At 70.5% G+C, this 15,601-nt stretch carries 20 protein-coding genes and 2 pseudogenes; 14 read left to right on the top strand and 8 right to left on the bottom strand.

Annotated features, from left to right (window positions below; all coding sequences use genetic code 11):
- The 4 genes from V7793_RS02555 to V7793_RS02540 form a co-directional block, all read left to right on the top strand.
- A partial coding sequence (locus V7793_RS02555; protein WP_335581206.1) for a TetR/AcrR family transcriptional regulator occupies window positions 1-593 on the top strand: 593 nt, incomplete at its 5' end.
- Between the two features lie 146 nt (window positions 594-739).
- The gene (locus tag V7793_RS02550) at window positions 740-1,363 is read left to right on the top strand and encodes a DUF3995 domain-containing protein (protein ID WP_335581205.1); all 624 of its coding nucleotides are present in this window, start codon (window positions 740-742) and stop codon (window positions 1,361-1,363) included.
- A 208-nt stretch (window positions 1,364-1,571) separates the two neighbouring features.
- Entirely contained in the window at window positions 1,572-2,150 is a 579-nt protein-coding gene (locus V7793_RS02545) for a hypothetical protein (protein ID WP_335581204.1), read from the top strand.
- Between the two features lie 61 nt (window positions 2,151-2,211).
- The gene (locus V7793_RS02540; RefSeq protein WP_335581203.1) at window positions 2,212-2,370 is read left to right on the top strand and encodes a hypothetical protein; all 159 of its coding nucleotides are present in this window, start codon (window positions 2,212-2,214) and stop codon (window positions 2,368-2,370) included.
- Window positions 2,371-2,393: 23 nt separating this feature from the next.
- Here V7793_RS02540 and V7793_RS02535 read toward each other — a convergent pair whose 3' ends face one another.
- From V7793_RS02535 to V7793_RS02525, 3 genes are all read right to left on the bottom strand, one after another.
- The gene (locus V7793_RS02535; protein ID WP_335581202.1) at window positions 2,394-2,588 is read right to left on the bottom strand and encodes a hypothetical protein; all 195 of its coding nucleotides are present in this window, start codon (window positions 2,586-2,588) and stop codon (window positions 2,394-2,396) included.
- Between the two features lie 170 nt (window positions 2,589-2,758).
- Window positions 2,759-3,217 (bottom strand): cupin domain-containing protein, encoded by a 459-nt coding sequence (locus tag V7793_RS02530; RefSeq protein ID WP_335581201.1) that lies wholly within the window; start codon window positions 3,215-3,217, stop codon window positions 2,759-2,761.
- A 99-nt stretch (window positions 3,218-3,316) separates the two neighbouring features.
- Window positions 3,317-4,327 carry a DUF2278 family protein gene (locus tag V7793_RS02525; RefSeq protein ID WP_335581200.1) on the bottom strand — a complete coding sequence of 337 codons (1,011 nt, stop codon included), beginning with the start codon at window positions 4,325-4,327 and terminating at the stop codon, window positions 3,317-3,319.
- 286 nt (window positions 4,328-4,613) lie between these two features.
- On the opposite strand from V7793_RS02525, the gene V7793_RS02520 reads away from it, so the two are divergent.
- Entirely contained in the window at window positions 4,614-5,045 is a 432-nt protein-coding gene (locus V7793_RS02520) for a GNAT family N-acetyltransferase (protein ID WP_335581199.1), read from the top strand.
- Between the two features lie 36 nt (window positions 5,046-5,081).
- Here V7793_RS02520 and V7793_RS02515 read toward each other — a convergent pair whose 3' ends face one another.
- From V7793_RS02515 to V7793_RS02505, 3 genes are all read right to left on the bottom strand, one after another.
- On the bottom strand, window positions 5,082-5,912 hold the full coding sequence (locus tag V7793_RS02515; protein ID WP_335581198.1) for a DUF5995 family protein: 831 nt from the start codon (window positions 5,910-5,912) through the stop codon (window positions 5,082-5,084).
- The gene (locus V7793_RS02510; RefSeq protein WP_335581197.1) at window positions 5,909-6,487 is read right to left on the bottom strand and encodes a hypothetical protein; all 579 of its coding nucleotides are present in this window, start codon (window positions 6,485-6,487) and stop codon (window positions 5,909-5,911) included. Before V7793_RS02510 ends, V7793_RS02515 begins: the two co-directional genes overlap by 4 nt.
- Before the next feature lie 161 nt (window positions 6,488-6,648).
- A complete protein-coding gene (locus tag V7793_RS02505; RefSeq protein WP_335581196.1) occupies window positions 6,649-7,389 on the bottom strand; it encodes a LysR family substrate-binding domain-containing protein in 741 nt (246 codons plus the stop codon).
- A 26-nt stretch (window positions 7,390-7,415) separates the two neighbouring features.
- On the opposite strand from V7793_RS02505, the pseudogene V7793_RS02500 reads away from it, so the two are divergent.
- The 4 genes and pseudogenes from V7793_RS02500 to V7793_RS02485 form a co-directional block, all read left to right on the top strand.
- Window positions 7,416-7,544: pseudogene (locus tag V7793_RS02500) on the top strand (acetoacetate decarboxylase family protein); the annotation flags it as partial.
- A gap of 51 nt (window positions 7,545-7,595) precedes the next feature.
- Window positions 7,596-8,015: pseudogene (locus V7793_RS02495) on the top strand (3-hydroxyacyl-CoA dehydrogenase NAD-binding domain-containing protein); the annotation flags it as partial.
- A 205-nt stretch (window positions 8,016-8,220) separates the two neighbouring features.
- On the top strand, window positions 8,221-8,748 hold the full coding sequence (locus tag V7793_RS02490) for a CoA transferase (RefSeq protein WP_335581195.1): 528 nt from the start codon (window positions 8,221-8,223) through the stop codon (window positions 8,746-8,748).
- A gap of 262 nt (window positions 8,749-9,010) precedes the next feature.
- Entirely contained in the window at window positions 9,011-10,228 is a 1,218-nt protein-coding gene (locus V7793_RS02485; protein WP_335581194.1) for a cytochrome P450, read from the top strand.
- A gap of 351 nt (window positions 10,229-10,579) precedes the next feature.
- Here V7793_RS02485 and V7793_RS02480 read toward each other — a convergent pair whose 3' ends face one another.
- The gene (locus V7793_RS02480; RefSeq protein ID WP_335581193.1) at window positions 10,580-10,945 is read right to left on the bottom strand and encodes a hypothetical protein; all 366 of its coding nucleotides are present in this window, start codon (window positions 10,943-10,945) and stop codon (window positions 10,580-10,582) included.
- A gap of 129 nt (window positions 10,946-11,074) precedes the next feature.
- Between V7793_RS02480 and V7793_RS02475 the strand changes: the two genes are divergently transcribed.
- The 5 genes from V7793_RS02475 (at window position 11,075) to V7793_RS02455 (ending at window position 14,866) form a co-directional block, all read left to right on the top strand.
- Window positions 11,075-11,413 (top strand): deoxyxylulose-5-phosphate synthase, encoded by a 339-nt coding sequence (locus tag V7793_RS02475; RefSeq protein WP_335581192.1) that lies wholly within the window; start codon window positions 11,075-11,077, stop codon window positions 11,411-11,413.
- 274 nt (window positions 11,414-11,687) lie between these two features.
- Window positions 11,688-12,002 carry a hypothetical protein gene (locus V7793_RS02470; protein ID WP_335581191.1) on the top strand — a complete coding sequence of 105 codons (315 nt, stop codon included), beginning with the start codon at window positions 11,688-11,690 and terminating at the stop codon, window positions 12,000-12,002.
- A 10-nt stretch (window positions 12,003-12,012) separates the two neighbouring features.
- Window positions 12,013-13,086 carry a M14 family metallopeptidase gene (locus tag V7793_RS02465; RefSeq protein ID WP_335581190.1) on the top strand — a complete coding sequence of 358 codons (1,074 nt, stop codon included), beginning with the start codon at window positions 12,013-12,015 and terminating at the stop codon, window positions 13,084-13,086.
- Between the two features lie 341 nt (window positions 13,087-13,427).
- Window positions 13,428-14,006 carry a hypothetical protein gene (locus tag V7793_RS02460; protein WP_335581189.1) on the top strand — a complete coding sequence of 193 codons (579 nt, stop codon included), beginning with the start codon at window positions 13,428-13,430 and terminating at the stop codon, window positions 14,004-14,006.
- A gap of 203 nt (window positions 14,007-14,209) precedes the next feature.
- On the top strand, window positions 14,210-14,866 hold the full coding sequence (locus tag V7793_RS02455) for a hypothetical protein (protein ID WP_335581188.1): 657 nt from the start codon (window positions 14,210-14,212) through the stop codon (window positions 14,864-14,866).
- 91 nt (window positions 14,867-14,957) lie between these two features.
- On the opposite strand, the gene V7793_RS02450 is transcribed toward V7793_RS02455, so the two are convergent.
- A complete protein-coding gene (locus tag V7793_RS02450) occupies window positions 14,958-15,485 on the bottom strand; it encodes an SMI1/KNR4 family protein (RefSeq protein WP_335581214.1) in 528 nt (175 codons plus the stop codon).
- Between the last annotated feature and the right edge of the window lie 116 nt (window positions 15,486-15,601).

Genomic DNA, 15,601 nt, shown 5'->3' with positions numbered 1-15,601 from the left:
CGCCCGCACCGGACCGCCGCACGGTGATCGCTGACACGGCGATCGGCCTCGTCGCCGCCGCCGGGCTGCGCGGCCTGACTCACCGCGCCGTCGACGGCGCGGCGGGACTGCCGGCAGGCAGCACCTCGTACTACTTCCGTACGAGGACGGCCCTGATCGCAGCCTGTTACCAGCGGCTGGCGGAGCTGGACATCGGCGACATCGATGGTGGCGGCGCCCCCGCCGCGCTGCCGCCGGACCGGGAGGTGGCCGCGGCGGTCCTGGCGGGGCTGCTGCACCGCTGGCTGACAGTGGGGCGCGACCGCCAGCTGGCCCGTTTCGAGCTCAGCCTCGAGGCAGCCCGCAACCCCACGCTGGGGCCGGAACTCCACCGGGCGGGACAGGCAGCGCGCGCCCGTGCCGCCGGGATCCTGGCCGCGCTCGGCGCGGACCGGCCCCAGGAAGCCGCCGAACTCCTGGCGGCATGGATGGACGGGCTGCTCTACGACAGGCTCGCCGGCGCCCTCGCCCGCTCCCGCCCGGCCCCGGACCTGGCCGAACTGACCGCGACCACCCGCCGGATGATCGACGCGGCCCTCGCCGGGGCGCCCTGATGGCTGTCCCGGATCCGACCTTCGGGCTTGTCGGCCCCAACCCTCGAACCGCCATCCGCAAAGGCGTCGAGAGGCAGCCCCCGCGGCCGAGGGATCCCCCCCCCGCGTAGATGACCCCGCCGTAACTGTTCTGCCACGGAGAAACCATGCCGATCAAGCGCCATTCGGGTAACTCAAGTGACACGGCGCGCCCGGCCCCACGCCGGGTACGTGACCCCCGCCCGGGCAAGTGGTGGGGATACGCCGCTGCGGCATGGGGACTTCTGTTCGCGGTACCCAGCTTCGTCTGGGCGATGGGCAGCACCTTCGGCGCGCAGTCGACAGTGGCGCCTGCGCTGGTGAAGCTGGCCCGCGACGGGGTGCCATGGTTCCTGGCCGTCTTGTGGGTGACTGGTTTCCTCAAGCTCTTCGGGTCGCTGATCGGCATCGGCCTGACGCGGCTGCGGGGCACTCGGATCAGCCGCTTCCTCGTGTTCTGCGGCGGCGGCGCAGCCGTTCTGCTCGTCTGGCACGGCGGCCTCTTCGTCATCCACGGCGTGCTGGTCGAGGCCGGGACAGCCTCCGTCGAGCCCGGCCTGCTCGGGCTGACCCGCTGGTACCTCTACCTGTGGGGGCCATGGTTCATCGTCGGCGGCCTGGCATTCACCGCCGCCACCACCCAATACGTCTGCCGCCATGGCACCTCGCGCGAGATGCGGCTCTACGGTGCCGTTGGTGCGCTGGGCGCTCTACTCCTGTCGTTGGCATCAGCAGTCACCGGGATCGGCTGAGGGGCGCCCCGACTCCTGCGAGCGGCAGCGAACAGCGCGACCGAGCCGGCTGCGGTCGACTGCTGACTCCGGCGGGGTCGCCGGGGACATCACACGGGGGTGCGGGACCGGGGGAGCCGGGGGAGGAGCGGTGGCCGGTTCGGCCTGTGCCGCCCTGAATGGGCGTGCTGTACCTTCTGAACGTCCCGCCGGGCCGGGAGGCCGAGAAATGACCGAGCGTCATGCCGCGACGGAGAACCCCTTCTCGTGGCGTAAGCCTGCTCCACTCGGCTGGCCTGTCGCCTCCGACGAGATGCTCACGATCGCGGCACCTCTCCTCGCCGGCGCGAGCATCACCCTGCTGGGGGTGGTGATCGAGCAACGCGACGTGTTCCGCTGGGCGGATCCCCTGCTGCTCGCGCTCGTCCTTACGGTGATCTTCATGATCGTGGCGATGGTGTGGGGAGTCGGCGCTCGCGGCCACCTGTATTCCCGCAACGATCTCCAGGACTGGTGGGGCCCGCTCGACATGCTCCCTCCGGAACTGAACGAAGAACTGATCAGGGAGCAGCAGAGCCAGTTCGCGAGGTGGCTCAAAGGGATACGCCTCGCGATGCGCTGCTTCAACCTGGGCCTCGTGCTCCTGGCGGTGAGCGGCATCCTGGCGCTGATACCACCGGACCACGAGGCCACGCCCGTGTGGCGCTGGACCGCTGCCGGAGCCGTGGCCGCCACCGTCGTGGGTATAGGTGTCGTCAGGGCATGGCCGGGGGTCCGGTCCAGGGCATGGCCGGGGGACCGGAGATGAGGGGCCCCGGGCCCTCGGCAGCGGCCCGGATCGACTCGACGCAGCAGCAAGGAGAACAGTGATGCCAAGCGCGCCTCCCCGGCAGTGCCCTCTGTGCGGCGCCGCTCACGGTGAAAGGTCGGACCACTATCCCGGCTGCCCCCTGAAGGAGAAGGGGATCCCCTTCGCGGAGGCGGTCAAGATGACGCAGGAGGAAGCCGAGGAGCTGCTGAACCAGTAGCTGCCGACGTGGTTCGACCGGCCTCAGCGGTGCGGACGGCCGGCGCCGGGGCGGCCTTTACTGCCGCAGGCTTCCTTCACCGCTCCGGCGTACTGGCTGACGACCGGCACCGTGGTGAGGTCCTGCCGGCACACTGTGGACTCGACGCCGGTCGAGAGCTTCCGCACGGGAGCGAGGGGATCGTCGTCGCCGGAGGCGTGGGCGGGTGCGGCAGCCATACCGAGCATGACCGCACTGAGAGCGCTGAGAGTACTGAGAGCATTGAGGGTGGCGAACAGCTTCATGCCTCGGTTATCGATTCACCGGGCCTGAGGTTGCGCATCGATGGTCCTTACAGGTGTACGAAAGCACGTCGCGTCGGGGCGGTTCAGGAGAAAACCTGACCGTCTCAGCGGGTCCGATCGCACTGGGCGAGGTCCGTTTCCGCCAGAGGCTTTCCCTCCGGGGTCATGTACGTAGCCCAGAGAACCAAAGGAGCGGATCCTTCGTTGCGCCCCTCATGGACGTATCCCCTGCCCTCGGTGATGGAATCACCCGTGCGGTACACATGGACCCCGCCTGGGTACACGGGTGCGTAGTGGGTGAGCGTGCCGGATTTGACGACGCCGACCAGCTGGCCGTGGTGGCAGTGCTTTCCTGTGGAACCGCCCGGCGGGATGGTGACTTCACGGAAGTTGACCTGTACGGGGCCCGGGACAGCCACTTTCACCGGACCGGCCTGCCTCCCTTGGGCCACCTCCTTGATGCTGGGCGCCGGACTGGAGGCATCCGAGGGGAGGCAGAATCCCGCCGTCGCCACGAGGAACACTGAGGCGATGATCGCCCGCCGTCTGCGGGAGAGTGCCATAACCCGACTCCTTGTCGTCTTCGCGCTTTTGCGTGAGTCGATGAGCACAGCGCCTCTACTGATGCCCTGGCCGGCAGCTCCGCACCGGAGCGGAGACGCTCAAAACACCACGGACCAGCCCTCACGCGCGGCCTGGTCTGCCGTGTACGACACGCCGTGCACCTTCCTGCCGTCGGCGTCCAGGAGGGATATCTCGCCGCCGTGATTGCCGAGCTGGGCGCCGTCGGTGAGCGGGACGAGCAGGCAGGCGCCCGGGGCAAGGGGGCCCGGGGGTACGGTGCCGCCGTGGCCGAGCCGGTCGATGACGCGCCATCCGGTCAGGTCGACAGGGCCGGGCGAGGCGTTGATGAGGGTGACCTTCTCCTGTTCCGGCGCCGGACCACGGGGGTTGACGAGGGCCGCCACGATCCGTACCGGTTGGCTGTCCGGCTCGGGGCGGGTGCCGCCGCCCGGGGGCAGGGCGTGGCCGGTAACGTCATCTGTCTTCCACTGCTGGCTCTGGAAGGCGAGGAACACGGCGACCCAGCGGGACCGGCCCGGGAAGTGGATCAGCAACCCGCCGTCCTGCCACACCCCGTCGCTCTGCCGGAACTTGGGGCTGTTGCCCTGGTTCATATGGATGTCGTGAACGCCGTTGCCCGGCAGGAACCCGAAGACCTTGTCCTTGATCTTCTGCTCGGGGCCCCAGCGCTCGCCGAAGACGTACAGCCTGGCGGAAGGGTCCTCGACCGCGTCCCGCACGTAGTGGTCGAGGATGTCGGCGAGGTCGTTGTCGGGTCCCTCGACGTCGGGCGGGAGGGCCCGCATCTTCGACGGGTCGAAGAGGTTTCCGCGGACGAAGTCGAGGTTGGGTCCACCGGGCCCCGACGGCAGAGTGTTCCAGCCGCCGGCGAGGCCTGTGAGGCGGTCGGTGACGGGATGCCGGAAGTCCTCGTGGACGAGGTAGAGCAGCTCGGACGGCTGCTCCTGGGACTCCACGTTCACCGCGATGCGGTAGTGCGTCCCCTGATCATCCGTGAGATGGATTTGATAGTGAGGCGTATCGGCCGCACCCTCTCGGCGGGTGTCGACTGCGCGTGCGACGAGCACGCCGTATGTCTTCAGTGGCATGACGACCAACTCCCCCGTGGGGCCGGCGCGTCGCTCGCCCCGTGGGGGGAATGGTAATGGGCCCGTCGCCCCTATCGCCTGCCTGCTCGGTGATTTCTGTGTGCGGAAATACGGAATGGGCTCTTGCGCTTGTCGGGTGCGAACGCGACCGGCGTGCCGGCGGGTGCGGTCGCCTCCCCGGCGGAAGGGATGACGTCCCCTCCCTCGCAGGGCGGCGCCCACTTCGTCTTCGTCCAGGGCTGCATCGCGTGCCGGAGCCCCTCGCACACCCTGTAGCGTGTAACACATGAATAGCTCTTATGACCCTTACGAGTTGCGTACGGGTGTGCCCTCCGTCGCGGTCTTCCGCCGCCTGCGCACGGATGCCGGTCTCTCCGACAAAACCCCCGAGGCCGTCGCGCTCGCCCTGCCCAACACGTGGCACGGCGTGGTCCTCCACCACGAGGGCGAGCCCATCGGCATGGGGCGAATCATCGGAGACGGTGGCACTGCGTTCCAGATCGTCGACATATGCGTACACCCCGCGCACCAGGGCCGCGGCCTCGGCAGGCTCATCATGGCCGCACTCACCGAGGAACTGGAACGCCGGGCGCCCGCCACCGCTTACGTCTCTCTGATCGCGGACGGTCCCGCGCGCTTCCTCTACGAGAAATTCGGCTTCGCGGATACCGCCACGCACGGCTCGATCGGCATGTACCGCATGATGGGCGAGAGCTGACGCCCGGCGCCGCCGACGGCCGCAGCCCGTGTCGCGTCAGCCGAGGGCCTTGCCCGGTAGGGGCCACTGCCTGCGGGAAGGGATCAGCAGGCGCAGAAGGCGGGTGCCGCAGCGCAGCTTCCAGTCGTCCGGGTGCCTGATGCGCGCGATGAGGGCTGCTGTGGACCTGCCGATGGAGCCCATCGCCTCGGCTGCCGACACCGGGTCCAGGAGCCGGTCGCAGTTGAACCAGGCCAGGCCCCGGACGACGCGGATGCCGTAGTTCGTCAGGAGCTCGTCGTCGCGGGTGAACAGCCGGTCCAGGGAGCGCAGACCGCGGCAGTACCGGTCGGCCAGGTCGTCCTGCACCTCGTCGATGCACTTGGCGAGCAGCTCGTTCATCCGGTGGAAGTCGCCGATGTGGTCGTGATTGCTCCGTTGGGCGTTCAGGGACCGCAAGGCGAGGGGCAGGTCGTAGGACATGTGCGCCATCATGGAAAAGAGCACGTCCTCGAGGACGTAGGACCGCCGGGCCGTGGAGGCGGCGTATACGTCGCGCCATGGCTGCGGAACGGTCTCCGGCAGGTCCGCCCGGTCGACGACGGCGTCCCGGCGCGGTGGCCGGTCCCCGAGCCAGGTGTCGATGGCCGCTATCGCCGTGAAGTAGGCGGATGCGAGGGAGACGGACAGGTCGGCGACCCAGTGCGGCTCCCGGAACGCGAGCGCGTTCGTGCGCAGGCTCGCGGCCAGGCTGGAGGTGAGCCGGTAGTAGGTGTAGGCGAACACCGCACGGGGGTCGCGCGTTTCGTCGTAGCGCCTCACGTGGTCCGCGAGGCGGCTCACGACGCCTGCGACCTTCTCGGCGGGGGAGGGGCCCACGGCCGTCATGGGCGGTCTCCGGTGGTGCCGCCGGCCGCAGGGATCCGGGCGGCCTTTTCCGTGGCCTCGGCCCAGTCGCACACCAGCTGCCCGGCGAGTGTCCGCCGGTCGGCTGCCACCTGGTAGGTCGCGGTCCACGCGGTTCCCAGAAGAGGCATGTGGTAGGTGGACGCCATGCCCGTTTCACGGATTTCCGCAGGGTAGGTAAAGGTCCGTGCGAGGACCTTGGGCACGGGGCCGAATTGCTCGTCCGCGTGCACGATGACCTTGCGGCCATCGGCATCGAGGACGTAGCGCTCCTGCAACAGGTAGAGCGTCGCGCCGAATTTCGAGAGCCTGACCGTGTTGTCGGCCTCTCCGAAATCTCCCTCGCGCGGCTTGGCCACGATCGTGGAGTCCAGCCGGGGCGTGCCGGTGAGCCACTGGGCGACGCACATGGCGATGACCAGCAGCCGGTTCTTGGCACCGATCTCCCGGGCCCGCAGGAAGCGCCGCCACGAGGTGACGCGGAAGGTGAACGTCCCTCGCCAGACCCCGGTCCCCACCTCGAAGTAGTAGACGTGGCTGGGTGCTGTGGTTGTCACGGTGTGCAGGGTAATGCCGTGGCCCGTGCCCGCCGGGGAAGGCCGGCCTCGTGTTGCACCAGGGGCTTCCTGCGGGCGGGGCGGGCGGGGCGGACGGTCGGGCGTGCGGAACCCCAGGGGGCCGCGCATGTTCAGCGGAACCCCAGGGGGGCCGCGCATGTTCAACGGCATTCCTCGGGCGGCATGTGGCGAATGATCAGGTCGAGCAGCCGCTGGACGGCGGCGTCCGCGTCCGGGCGGAGGACGGCGGTGACATGGGTGTCCAGGTTGGGTGACGTGCCCCGGAGCGGGACGAAGGCGACTCCGGGGAGGGCGAATTCGCGCAGCGTCCCGGGGAGGGCGCTGACGCAGAGCCCGGAGGCCACGTAACTGAACAGGCCGGTGAGGTCGTCGGCGCCGGCTCGTAGCCGGGGAGTGAAGCCTGCTTCGTGGCAGGCGAGCTGGAGCTGCTGCGCGAGCGATGGCAGTGCCGTGGCGTCGGGCAGGACGAAGTCCTCCTCGCGCAGGTCGGCCAGTCCGATCGCTTCCTCGCCGGCCAGCCGGTGGTCGGTGGGGGACGCGGCGGCGAGGCGTTCGACGGCGACGTCCTGGGCGACCAGCTCGGCCGGTACGGGGGAGGAGTCGCGCAGGAAGCCCAGGTCGAGGGCGCCGGACTGGACCATCTCCGCCACGGAGGCCGAGGAGTCCTGGCGCAGCTTGATCCGCAGGCCGGGCATCTCCCTGGCGGCCGCGCGCAGCAGCCGCGGCAGATAGCGGTGACTGAGGATGCTGACGTACCCCACCCGCACGTCGCCCTCCAGCCCGTGTGCGACGCGCCGCGCCCGTTCGAGGGCGGCGTCCTGGAGGCTGAGTACCCCTCGTGCGCCCGTCGCGAAGACCGAGCCCGCCGGGGTCGGGTGCACACCGCGCGGCCCGCGCTCCAGGAGGGTTCCGCGGCCCGGCCCGGCTGCAGCTCTTCGCCCACGCGCTGGCGCCGCTCGCGGACCTGCCCGTCCTGGAGGTCGTCGGCGCGAGCCACATCGTCGCCGAAGCGGTCCACGACTACCTCGCCGGCTGAGCGTTCCCGACGCCGCCGGCGCCACCGGATACCGAGAGAAGCGTGAAGGCCATGGACAACAGCACCGAAACGGCAGCGGTGGACACCGTCCGCCTCCCGGGCCCGTACGTCCGCCTCCCGGGCACGTACCGGCGGGCCACGGTCATCGGCGGCGGAGTGATCGGCATCTCCTGGGCCGGCCTGTTCCTCGCCCACGGAATGGACGTCGTCGTCAGCGACCCGCGCCCCGACGTGGAGAAGCTGGTCCTCGACGGCTTGGAAGAGGTCGTCGAGGGCCTGGCCGGACTGGGCTGCCCAACCGAGGGCCTGACCGGCCGGCTGCGCTTCGAGGCCGACCTCGCCACCGCCGTCGCGGACGCCGACGTCGTCCAGGAGAACGGGCCCGAGCGCCTGGAGGTCAAGCAGGAGATCTGGCGGACCGTCGAGCGGGCCGCTCCCGCCCACGCGCTGCTGGCCACCTCCACGTCCGGCATCCCCGCCACCGCCGTCGCGCAGGGGATGCGGCAGCCCGAACGCCTGGTCGTCGGCCATGACGTCACCTATCGGACAGCCAACGTAGGCGTCCGTTCGGCGACGGTGAACCCGTACACCCCTGAGGGGCCGGCCCGCATCCATGAACTCCAGGCGGGGGCCGACGTCTTCTTCGCCAACCGCCGTCCCGGTTTCCATGGAGGCCATGGGGCTGTCGGAGGAGGAGGCGGTCGCCCGGCGGCCGGGCCTGGTGTACGCGACCGTCTCGCTGAACGGAAGGAGCGGCCCCTGGGCCGGCCACCTCGGCTTCGACCAGACCGCGGGCGCGCTGACCGGGCTGCTGCACCTGGAGGGCGACGGCGACAGGCCGGCCCTGCCGCCGGTCACGGTGGTCAACGACTACCTGGTCTCGTGGTTCATGACCGCCGGCATCGTGGAGGCCCTGCGCCGCCGTGCCGTCGACGGCGGCAGCTACCGCGTCCATGTCTCCCTGTCCCGGGTCGCCCTGTGGATCCTGAGCATGGGCGTCTTCGACAAGGCGTACGCCACCGCGATCGCCGGCACCGGCGAGGAGCACGCCTACCCCGCCCCGGAGACCTTCACCGCGCAGACCCCGCTCGGGCACTACCAGGGAGTCACCGAACAGGTACGGATGTCCGAGACGCCGAGCGCGTACCGGCAGGTCCTCCTCCCACGCGGCGCCTGCCGCCCGGAGTGGCTGCCCCACGCCTGACCTCCGGGCACCCTCCCCGAGCTGCCCGGCCGGATCGGCGCCACGGACCGATCCGGCCGGGCGGCTGGGCGCCCGTCTCTCGCCGTGGACAGCGCGGCACCGGGGGCGGGGACCGCCTGACGGCCCTCGTGCCGGGGCTCCTCACCTGTGCAGCATCGCGGATGCGGGCCCGCGCAGTGGGCAGCGTTCCTATAAGGGTCGGCCCGGCGACTGCTTCGACGAGGCCCGGAGCCGACCGCCGCCGGACGGCTGGGGGACACTGATGTCGTCGATCGATTCCTCGCAGGCGCCCGTCCCAGTACATGACTGGGCGGTCGATGACCTGCCGGCCCTGGACTTCGACCCCTTCATGGCCCGCCTTCTGCTCCACGAGCCGATCACCCGCATCAGGCTGCCCCACGGCGAGGGCCACGCCTGGCTCGTCACCCGCTACGAGGACGTCAAGCTGGTGACGTCCGACGCCCGCTTCAGCCGCCGGGCGCTGATCGGCCGGTCCGTCACCAGGCTGTCCCCGCACACCATCCCTCAGGACGAGGCCGTGGGCTTCACCGATCCGCCCCGCCACGCCCAGCTGCGCAAGGCCGTCGCCCGGGCGTTCTCGGCGCGCAGCATGGAACGACTCCGTCCCCTCGTGGAGCGTACGGCCCACGAACTGCTCGACGGCATGGAACGGCACGGCAGCCCGGCGGACCTGCTGGAGCACTTCAACGCACCGCTGCCGTTGACGGTGATCAGTGAAGTGATGGGAGTGCCATCATCCGACCGGCCCCTCATGGCGCACTGGACCGGCATGCTCCTGACGGCGGCGCATACGCGGGAGGAGAGCGAAGCGGCCAAGGCCGAGATCCGCGCCTACTTCGTCGCCCTCCTCCGGCACCGCCGCGCCGAACCCCGAGAAGACCTGGCCGGCGATCTGGCCACGGCGGTGGCGAGCGCCGAACTCAGCGAGGCGGAGGCCGTCGCCCTGGCCGTGCTGATCCAGATCAGCGCCACGCACGCCGTCCGCAACAACAGCGCCAACATGGTGTACGCGCTGCTCACCGAGCCCGGCCTGGCGGACAGACTGCGGGCCGAACCGGCCGTCCTCCCGCAGGCCGTCGAAGAGCTTCTGCGCTGGATCCCGCACCGCCGCGGTGTGGGCATCGCCCGGATCGCCACGCAGGACGTGGAGGTCGGCGGCACCCTCATCGCGAAGGACGAGGTGGTCTACGCCTCCTACCTCACCGCCAACCGTGACCCGTCCGTCTTCGAGCGTCCGGACGACCTGGACGTCGACCGGTCCCGCGTCCCGCACCTCTCCTTCGGACACGGGCCCCACTTCTGTCTGGCGTCGATGCTCGCCAGGCTGGAGTCCGAGGTCATGCTGACCGGCCTGCTCGCCCGGTTCCCGCACCTGCGGCTGGCCGTGCCCGCGAAGGAGATCGCGTGGCAGCCCGCCGCGCTCATCAGGGGACCGGAGACGCTGCCGGTCGCCTGGTGACTCCCAGGGTGCCGCGGGCCGGGGGAGGCCGTAGCCCACCAGCCCCCGGCGGCCCGGCGCGGCTCTGGGCACCGGTACAGCCCGACCGTTCCGCCGCCTACGTGCCGTCCGCCAGGCGTGCGTCGGCGAGTTCGAACTGCTCGGGGTCGGTCGGCCGGGCCGGGCCGGGCCACGCCACGGTTCCAGATCGTCGCAAGGTGAGAAGTCCGGCTGCGGGTTGGTGGCAGGCGCTCCGACGGCCGGGTGCTGCCCGGCCCCGGCCGGGACTGCCGCGCTGCGAGGAATGCCGGGTTGAGCGCCGCCGCGCCGGGCGCCGGCAGCTCGGGCCGGGGGCCGGGAACGCTCACCTGCTCAGCCCATCTGCGCCTTGACGTGGGCGAGCACTGCGTCGAGCTCGCCGGTGGGGGAGAACTCGGCGAGCTCGCTGTCCTCCAGCGCCTCGGGGGCGTGCCCGGCGCTCCAGTAGTAGGTCTGCCCGGCCTCGTAGGTCTCCTCGCCGTCCTTGGTCCGCAGCCGGATCCGGCCCTTGGCGAGGAACCCCCAGTGCGGGCACTGGCAGAGACCGTCGGGCAGGCCCTCGAGGGCGGGCCCGAGGTCGGTGCCCTTGACGGCGCTCAGATAGAGCACGCTCATCCCGCCGCCGATCTCCTGCGTCCGTACCTCGACGCCCTCGGCTTGCAGAACGACCGGCGCTTCGTCACGTGTGGTCGACGTCATGACTCTCGCCTCCCTCACCTTCACGATAAGCAGGGCGCCAGGGCACTTCCACCGCTGGCTGAGGGCTGAGGGCTGAGGGCTGAGGGCTGAGGGCTGAGGGCTGAGCGCGCGGGCCTACACTCACTCCCCATGCCGCCCGCGAAGACGTCGTACGTCTGCCTGCCCTGCCGGGCCTCGTACAAGCAGCGCCGCCCCGGCCGCCACGACCGGGCGGACCGCCGGTGTCCGCGCTGTGCGCGTCCCCTCATCCACGTGGGCGCCGCCTTCGCACCCCCACGCCGCCGGGACGAGGCCGCCTGGCGCACGCTGTCATTGCTGCTGCGAGCAGGCATCCGATTCCACATGGGCTGCACCGACGGCCCTGGTTACCGCCCCCGCACCCTGGGTGAGGTACGCGAACGCCTGACGTACGCCCGGCGGCACGGGGTGCCGGCTGAGCGGGCGCTGCTACTGCGGGAGCCGCCGTAGCGAACGCGGTCGCGCCCGGCGATCCCGCGCTGACGCGCACGACATGCTGGATGCCCGCGGCGCCGCTTGACTCCTTCTGCGGCGGGAGCGCACGCTGAGGATACGAGGTAAACATCGGATGTAAGCGCGCATACCACCGTATGCATGCTCCCGGGTGCGATCCACCCGACCACCCGACCACCTGAGCACCCGTCCACTCGTCGCGAGTGCGCCGTCCCCCTGTCCGGGTCGGCATGGCTGATCCGAGCCCGACGGCGCCCGAGAGGGGCCCGTCATGTCCAGCGAATACACCGTCCTGCGTGTTCGCGTCACGGCCAAGGACGCCGACACCCTGCGCGCCCTGCTGAGCGACTCCCGCCCCGACGTCGGCGGCCGGATCCGTCAGAACGAGGACGGCAGCCTCACCTTCGACGCCTACGTGTCCCCCGAGGAAGGCGAAGCCCTGGCCCGCGAGGGTGTGTCGGCCGTGACCGTCGAGGACGCCACCGCCACCGGACGTGCCCGCCAGGCCGAGGTGGGCGAAGGAGACCGGTTCGCCGCCGAGGACGAGGTTCCGCAGGGACTCGCCCTCAAGGTGCGGGACAGCTAGGAGGGCCGCCATGCCGTACCTGAACGTCACCGAGGTCGAATCCGGCGTGACCAGCCTGGCCGCCGCGTTCCCAACAGCGGACCTCATCGAGCTGCCCGAGCCGACTTTCGAAGGCAGGACCTGCCACGCCCTGCGCATCAGTACCCACCCCACGGAGCCGAAGCCCGCCGTCGTCCTGATCGGCGGTGCACACGCCCGCGAGTGGGGCAGCTGCGAGATCCTGGTCAACTTCGCCGCCGACCTGCTGCACGCACACGCCGGCGGTACGGGCCTTGCGTACGGAGGCACGAGCTTCACCTCCGCACAGGTGCGCACGGTCCTGGAGGAGCTCGACGTCGTCGTCTTCCCGCTCGTCAACCCGGACGGCCGGCGCTACAGCCAGACCGTCGAGGCCCTGTGGCGGCGGAACCGCAACCCGGCCCAGTCCGGCGGCAATCCCGCCGCGGTCGGCGTCGACCTCAATCGCAACTACGACCACCTCTTCGACTACCGGACCGCCTTCCACCCCTCCGCCCCGGTCCGCGTCTCGGACGACCCGGCCAACCCCGACCAGGTCTATCAGGGCCCCGAGCCCTTCTCGGAGCCGGAGCCCCGCAACGTGCGCTGGCTGCTCGACCGCTTCGCCCGTACCCGCTGGTTCGTCGACGTCCACAGCTACTCCCAGAAGATGCTCTACGTGTGGGGCGACGACCAGAACCAGTCCGTCGACCCTGCCAAGAACTTCCGCAACCCCCTCTTCGACGGCAAACGCGGACTCAAGGACGGCCTGGTCTACGCCGAGTTCATCGAGGAGGGCGACGCCGACGACTCCGCCGTACTCGCCGAGCGGTTCTGCGAGGCGCTGAAGGGCGTACGCGGCAAGGAGTACACCCCCGAGCAGGCCTTCGACCTGTACCCGACCTGCGGAACCAGCGACGACTACGTCTACGCGCGCCACATCCTCTCGGACCGGGAGGAGGAGAAGATCCTCGCCTTCACGGTCGAGTGGGGAACGGACTTCCAGCCACTGTGGCCGGAGATGAAGAAGATCGTCCTCGAAGTCGACGCCGGCCTCGTGCAGTTCTGCCTGACTGCTCTCGCCTGAGTCTTCATCCGGCAGAAGGCGCGCTCGACGCGTGCGTGTTCGTCGATGACCACGAACGTAACCTTCCACCCGCCCACGGAGCCGGCACAGCGGGCCCCGCGCCGCACGTTCTGCCGCTTCGTGCAGGAGATCCGCCCGCGCGGCGCTCGCGTCGAGCGGTACCTGCCGGCCTGCTCCGGCGAGTCGGCCCTGGTCGGCGAAGCGCCGGGGCGGCGCGGCCGCGGGCCCGGACGCCTTCTGTGTCGGAGAAGGGCCCGGATCTTGTCGGCTGTGGCGGGAACACTGAACGCTCCCTGCCCGGACGGTGGCGGCCGGCTACTTCCCAGCCCCATCCTCGTGGCATGAGCATGGACGACGACAACAACGGCGACGGCGCGGGAATAACCGATGCGCCGGCCGACCGGCCACTGAAGGTCCTCTCCGTCTGGGCGCCCATCATCATCGCCCTGCTCGGAGTTCTCGCCAGCGTCGGCGGCGCCTATATGACCGCCCAGATCACGCTGGACGGGAACCGCGAGGAGCGCCAGGACGAGCGCGCCGAGAAGGCGCGCACGGATCAGACGGACTCCTATGTGGCCCTGGACCAGGCAGCCAACGAACTCCGCTCCCGGCTGCAACACACCACCACCGGGAACGCCGCGAAGGACAGCGCCGAGGAACTGGTGCGAAAGGCCGAGACGGCCGACGCTCGGCTTCAGGCCAGCTCCAGCGACGTACTGCGGAAGCAGGCGCACCGGGTTGGGTGGCTGGCCCAGTACGCGGCCGAGTGCCTGGCCAGTCCCGCCCACACGGCCAAGGTGCCGGAGGGGCCCGGGAAGACGAAGACGATGTCGTGTCCGGAAATCGCGGACGCTCTCGTCAGCGACTTGGGCCGGCTGCGAGACGCGGCCGCCCCCGTGATCGCTCCGGGGACGTCCTAACGCCTGTCCCATGGGCCGGCACGGGCCCCGGCCGTGGTGCGAGCGTGCCGGGGGCGCCCACGTGCGCCCCCTACGCGCCCGCGCGTGCGCTCCCGCGCTTCTTTGGAATACGCCGCGGCGCTTGTCTCCCCATCTCGCGCCCGATGGAATGCGCAGCGACGGAACGCTCCACGCCGACCACCGCGAGAGGTGTGAGTCACCACGTGATCCACATGACCGAGACGCTGGCCGTGCACACCATCGAGGGGTTCCTCACCCCCGATGAGACCTCCCACGTCATCAAGACGCTGGACGAGCACCTCGACGCGACGGGGTGGGCTCCCGCGCGCCCCAGCGACGGCATGACGCCGCCCGGCGAAGTGCAGGACATCCTCAACGACGCCATCGAACGGGCCCTGCCGGCCATCCGGCGGGTCTTCCCCTCGATCGCCGGAGTCACGCCGTGGGATTACCACGACCTCAGGCCCGGAGACGAGATCGCGCCGCACCTGCACGGCGTGGACGACCCCTGCGCGCGGCCGCAGCGGGTCGCGCGCGTGGCCTTCCACCTCCAGGAGGCGGAGCGCGGCGGGGAGTTCTTCGTCGACACCTCGTCCTCCGAAGCCCTGTGGACCGACCGCACCGCCGAACCGGGCAGCGGCTTCCTGCCGGGTACCCGGTTCGCCCGCGAGATCTCTCACCACGCCTCGCCCGAGACCCTGGCCGCGCTGCGGGACGTCCCCCGCACCCGCTGGACCAGCGCGCCGCCTGCCGGGACCGCCATCGTCTACGGCGCGCAGCTCGTGCACGGCGTGCAGCCGGTGATCGAGGGACGGCTGCGCAAGCTCATCACCAACCTGCTGGACGCTCCGTCCCGCTAGTGCTCGATTCCTCCGCCGACGGCCGCGGCGGAAGTTCGTGCCCCGTGGCGGTGGATCTCGGCTGAGTGCCGGGGAGACTTCCGGTGCAGAATCAGGGGCAGAGCGCCATGATGGTGTCGTCGAATTCAGGGAACTCCTGGGTGGCCAGCTCGATCACGGTGGCGGCTGACCGACGCCGGCCCGGTGCGAACCGTTCAGCGATGGCCGTCAGGTCGCGGTTGGGGCGCGGGAGCCAGTCGGGCTCATAGGAGGTGGCTGCCTCCCAAGGCCCGAAGCCGCCGGCCAGGAGCCACAGAAAGTCGCCCAGATCGCGCGCCACAACACCCGTCTCCCCCTCGGACCCGAGGAAAACAACGGGTTGATCGGCCAGTGTCCGGCCCGGGCGGATCAGCCAGAATGCCGCGTACCCGCCCGAGCCGTCCTGACCGAAGACGCGGAAGCGGGCGCCGTCCAGTTCGCGGTTTCTGGTCCATGCCCGGAACCAGTCGGTGGTCTCCTCAGCGGACAGGAATGCCTCGAAAGGCTCGAAGTTGACCCCGTCTCCGTCCGCGTACTCAAACGGTACGGCCATCGCAGCGGCGAGCGCGGCGGGGAACTGTCGATCATTATCGGTAGGCATCACTCGCACAGGCTAGCGATAGGGCAACCGGCCTCCCTCATGGGGCAGAGTCGCCATGGTGTCCCTGAGTCCGCGGTTCGGAGCCTTGAGGTTCTCTGAACCCATGGAAGATCGAC

Origin of the sequence: Streptomyces sp. KLMMK (assembly GCF_036961605.1) — a bacterium.
In the GTDB taxonomy this organism is placed as follows: Bacteria; Actinomycetota; Actinomycetes; order Streptomycetales; family Streptomycetaceae; genus Streptomyces; species Streptomyces telluris.
Note: the sequence above shows the minus strand (reverse complement) of the source record. Positions and strands in the feature narration are given on the sequence as shown.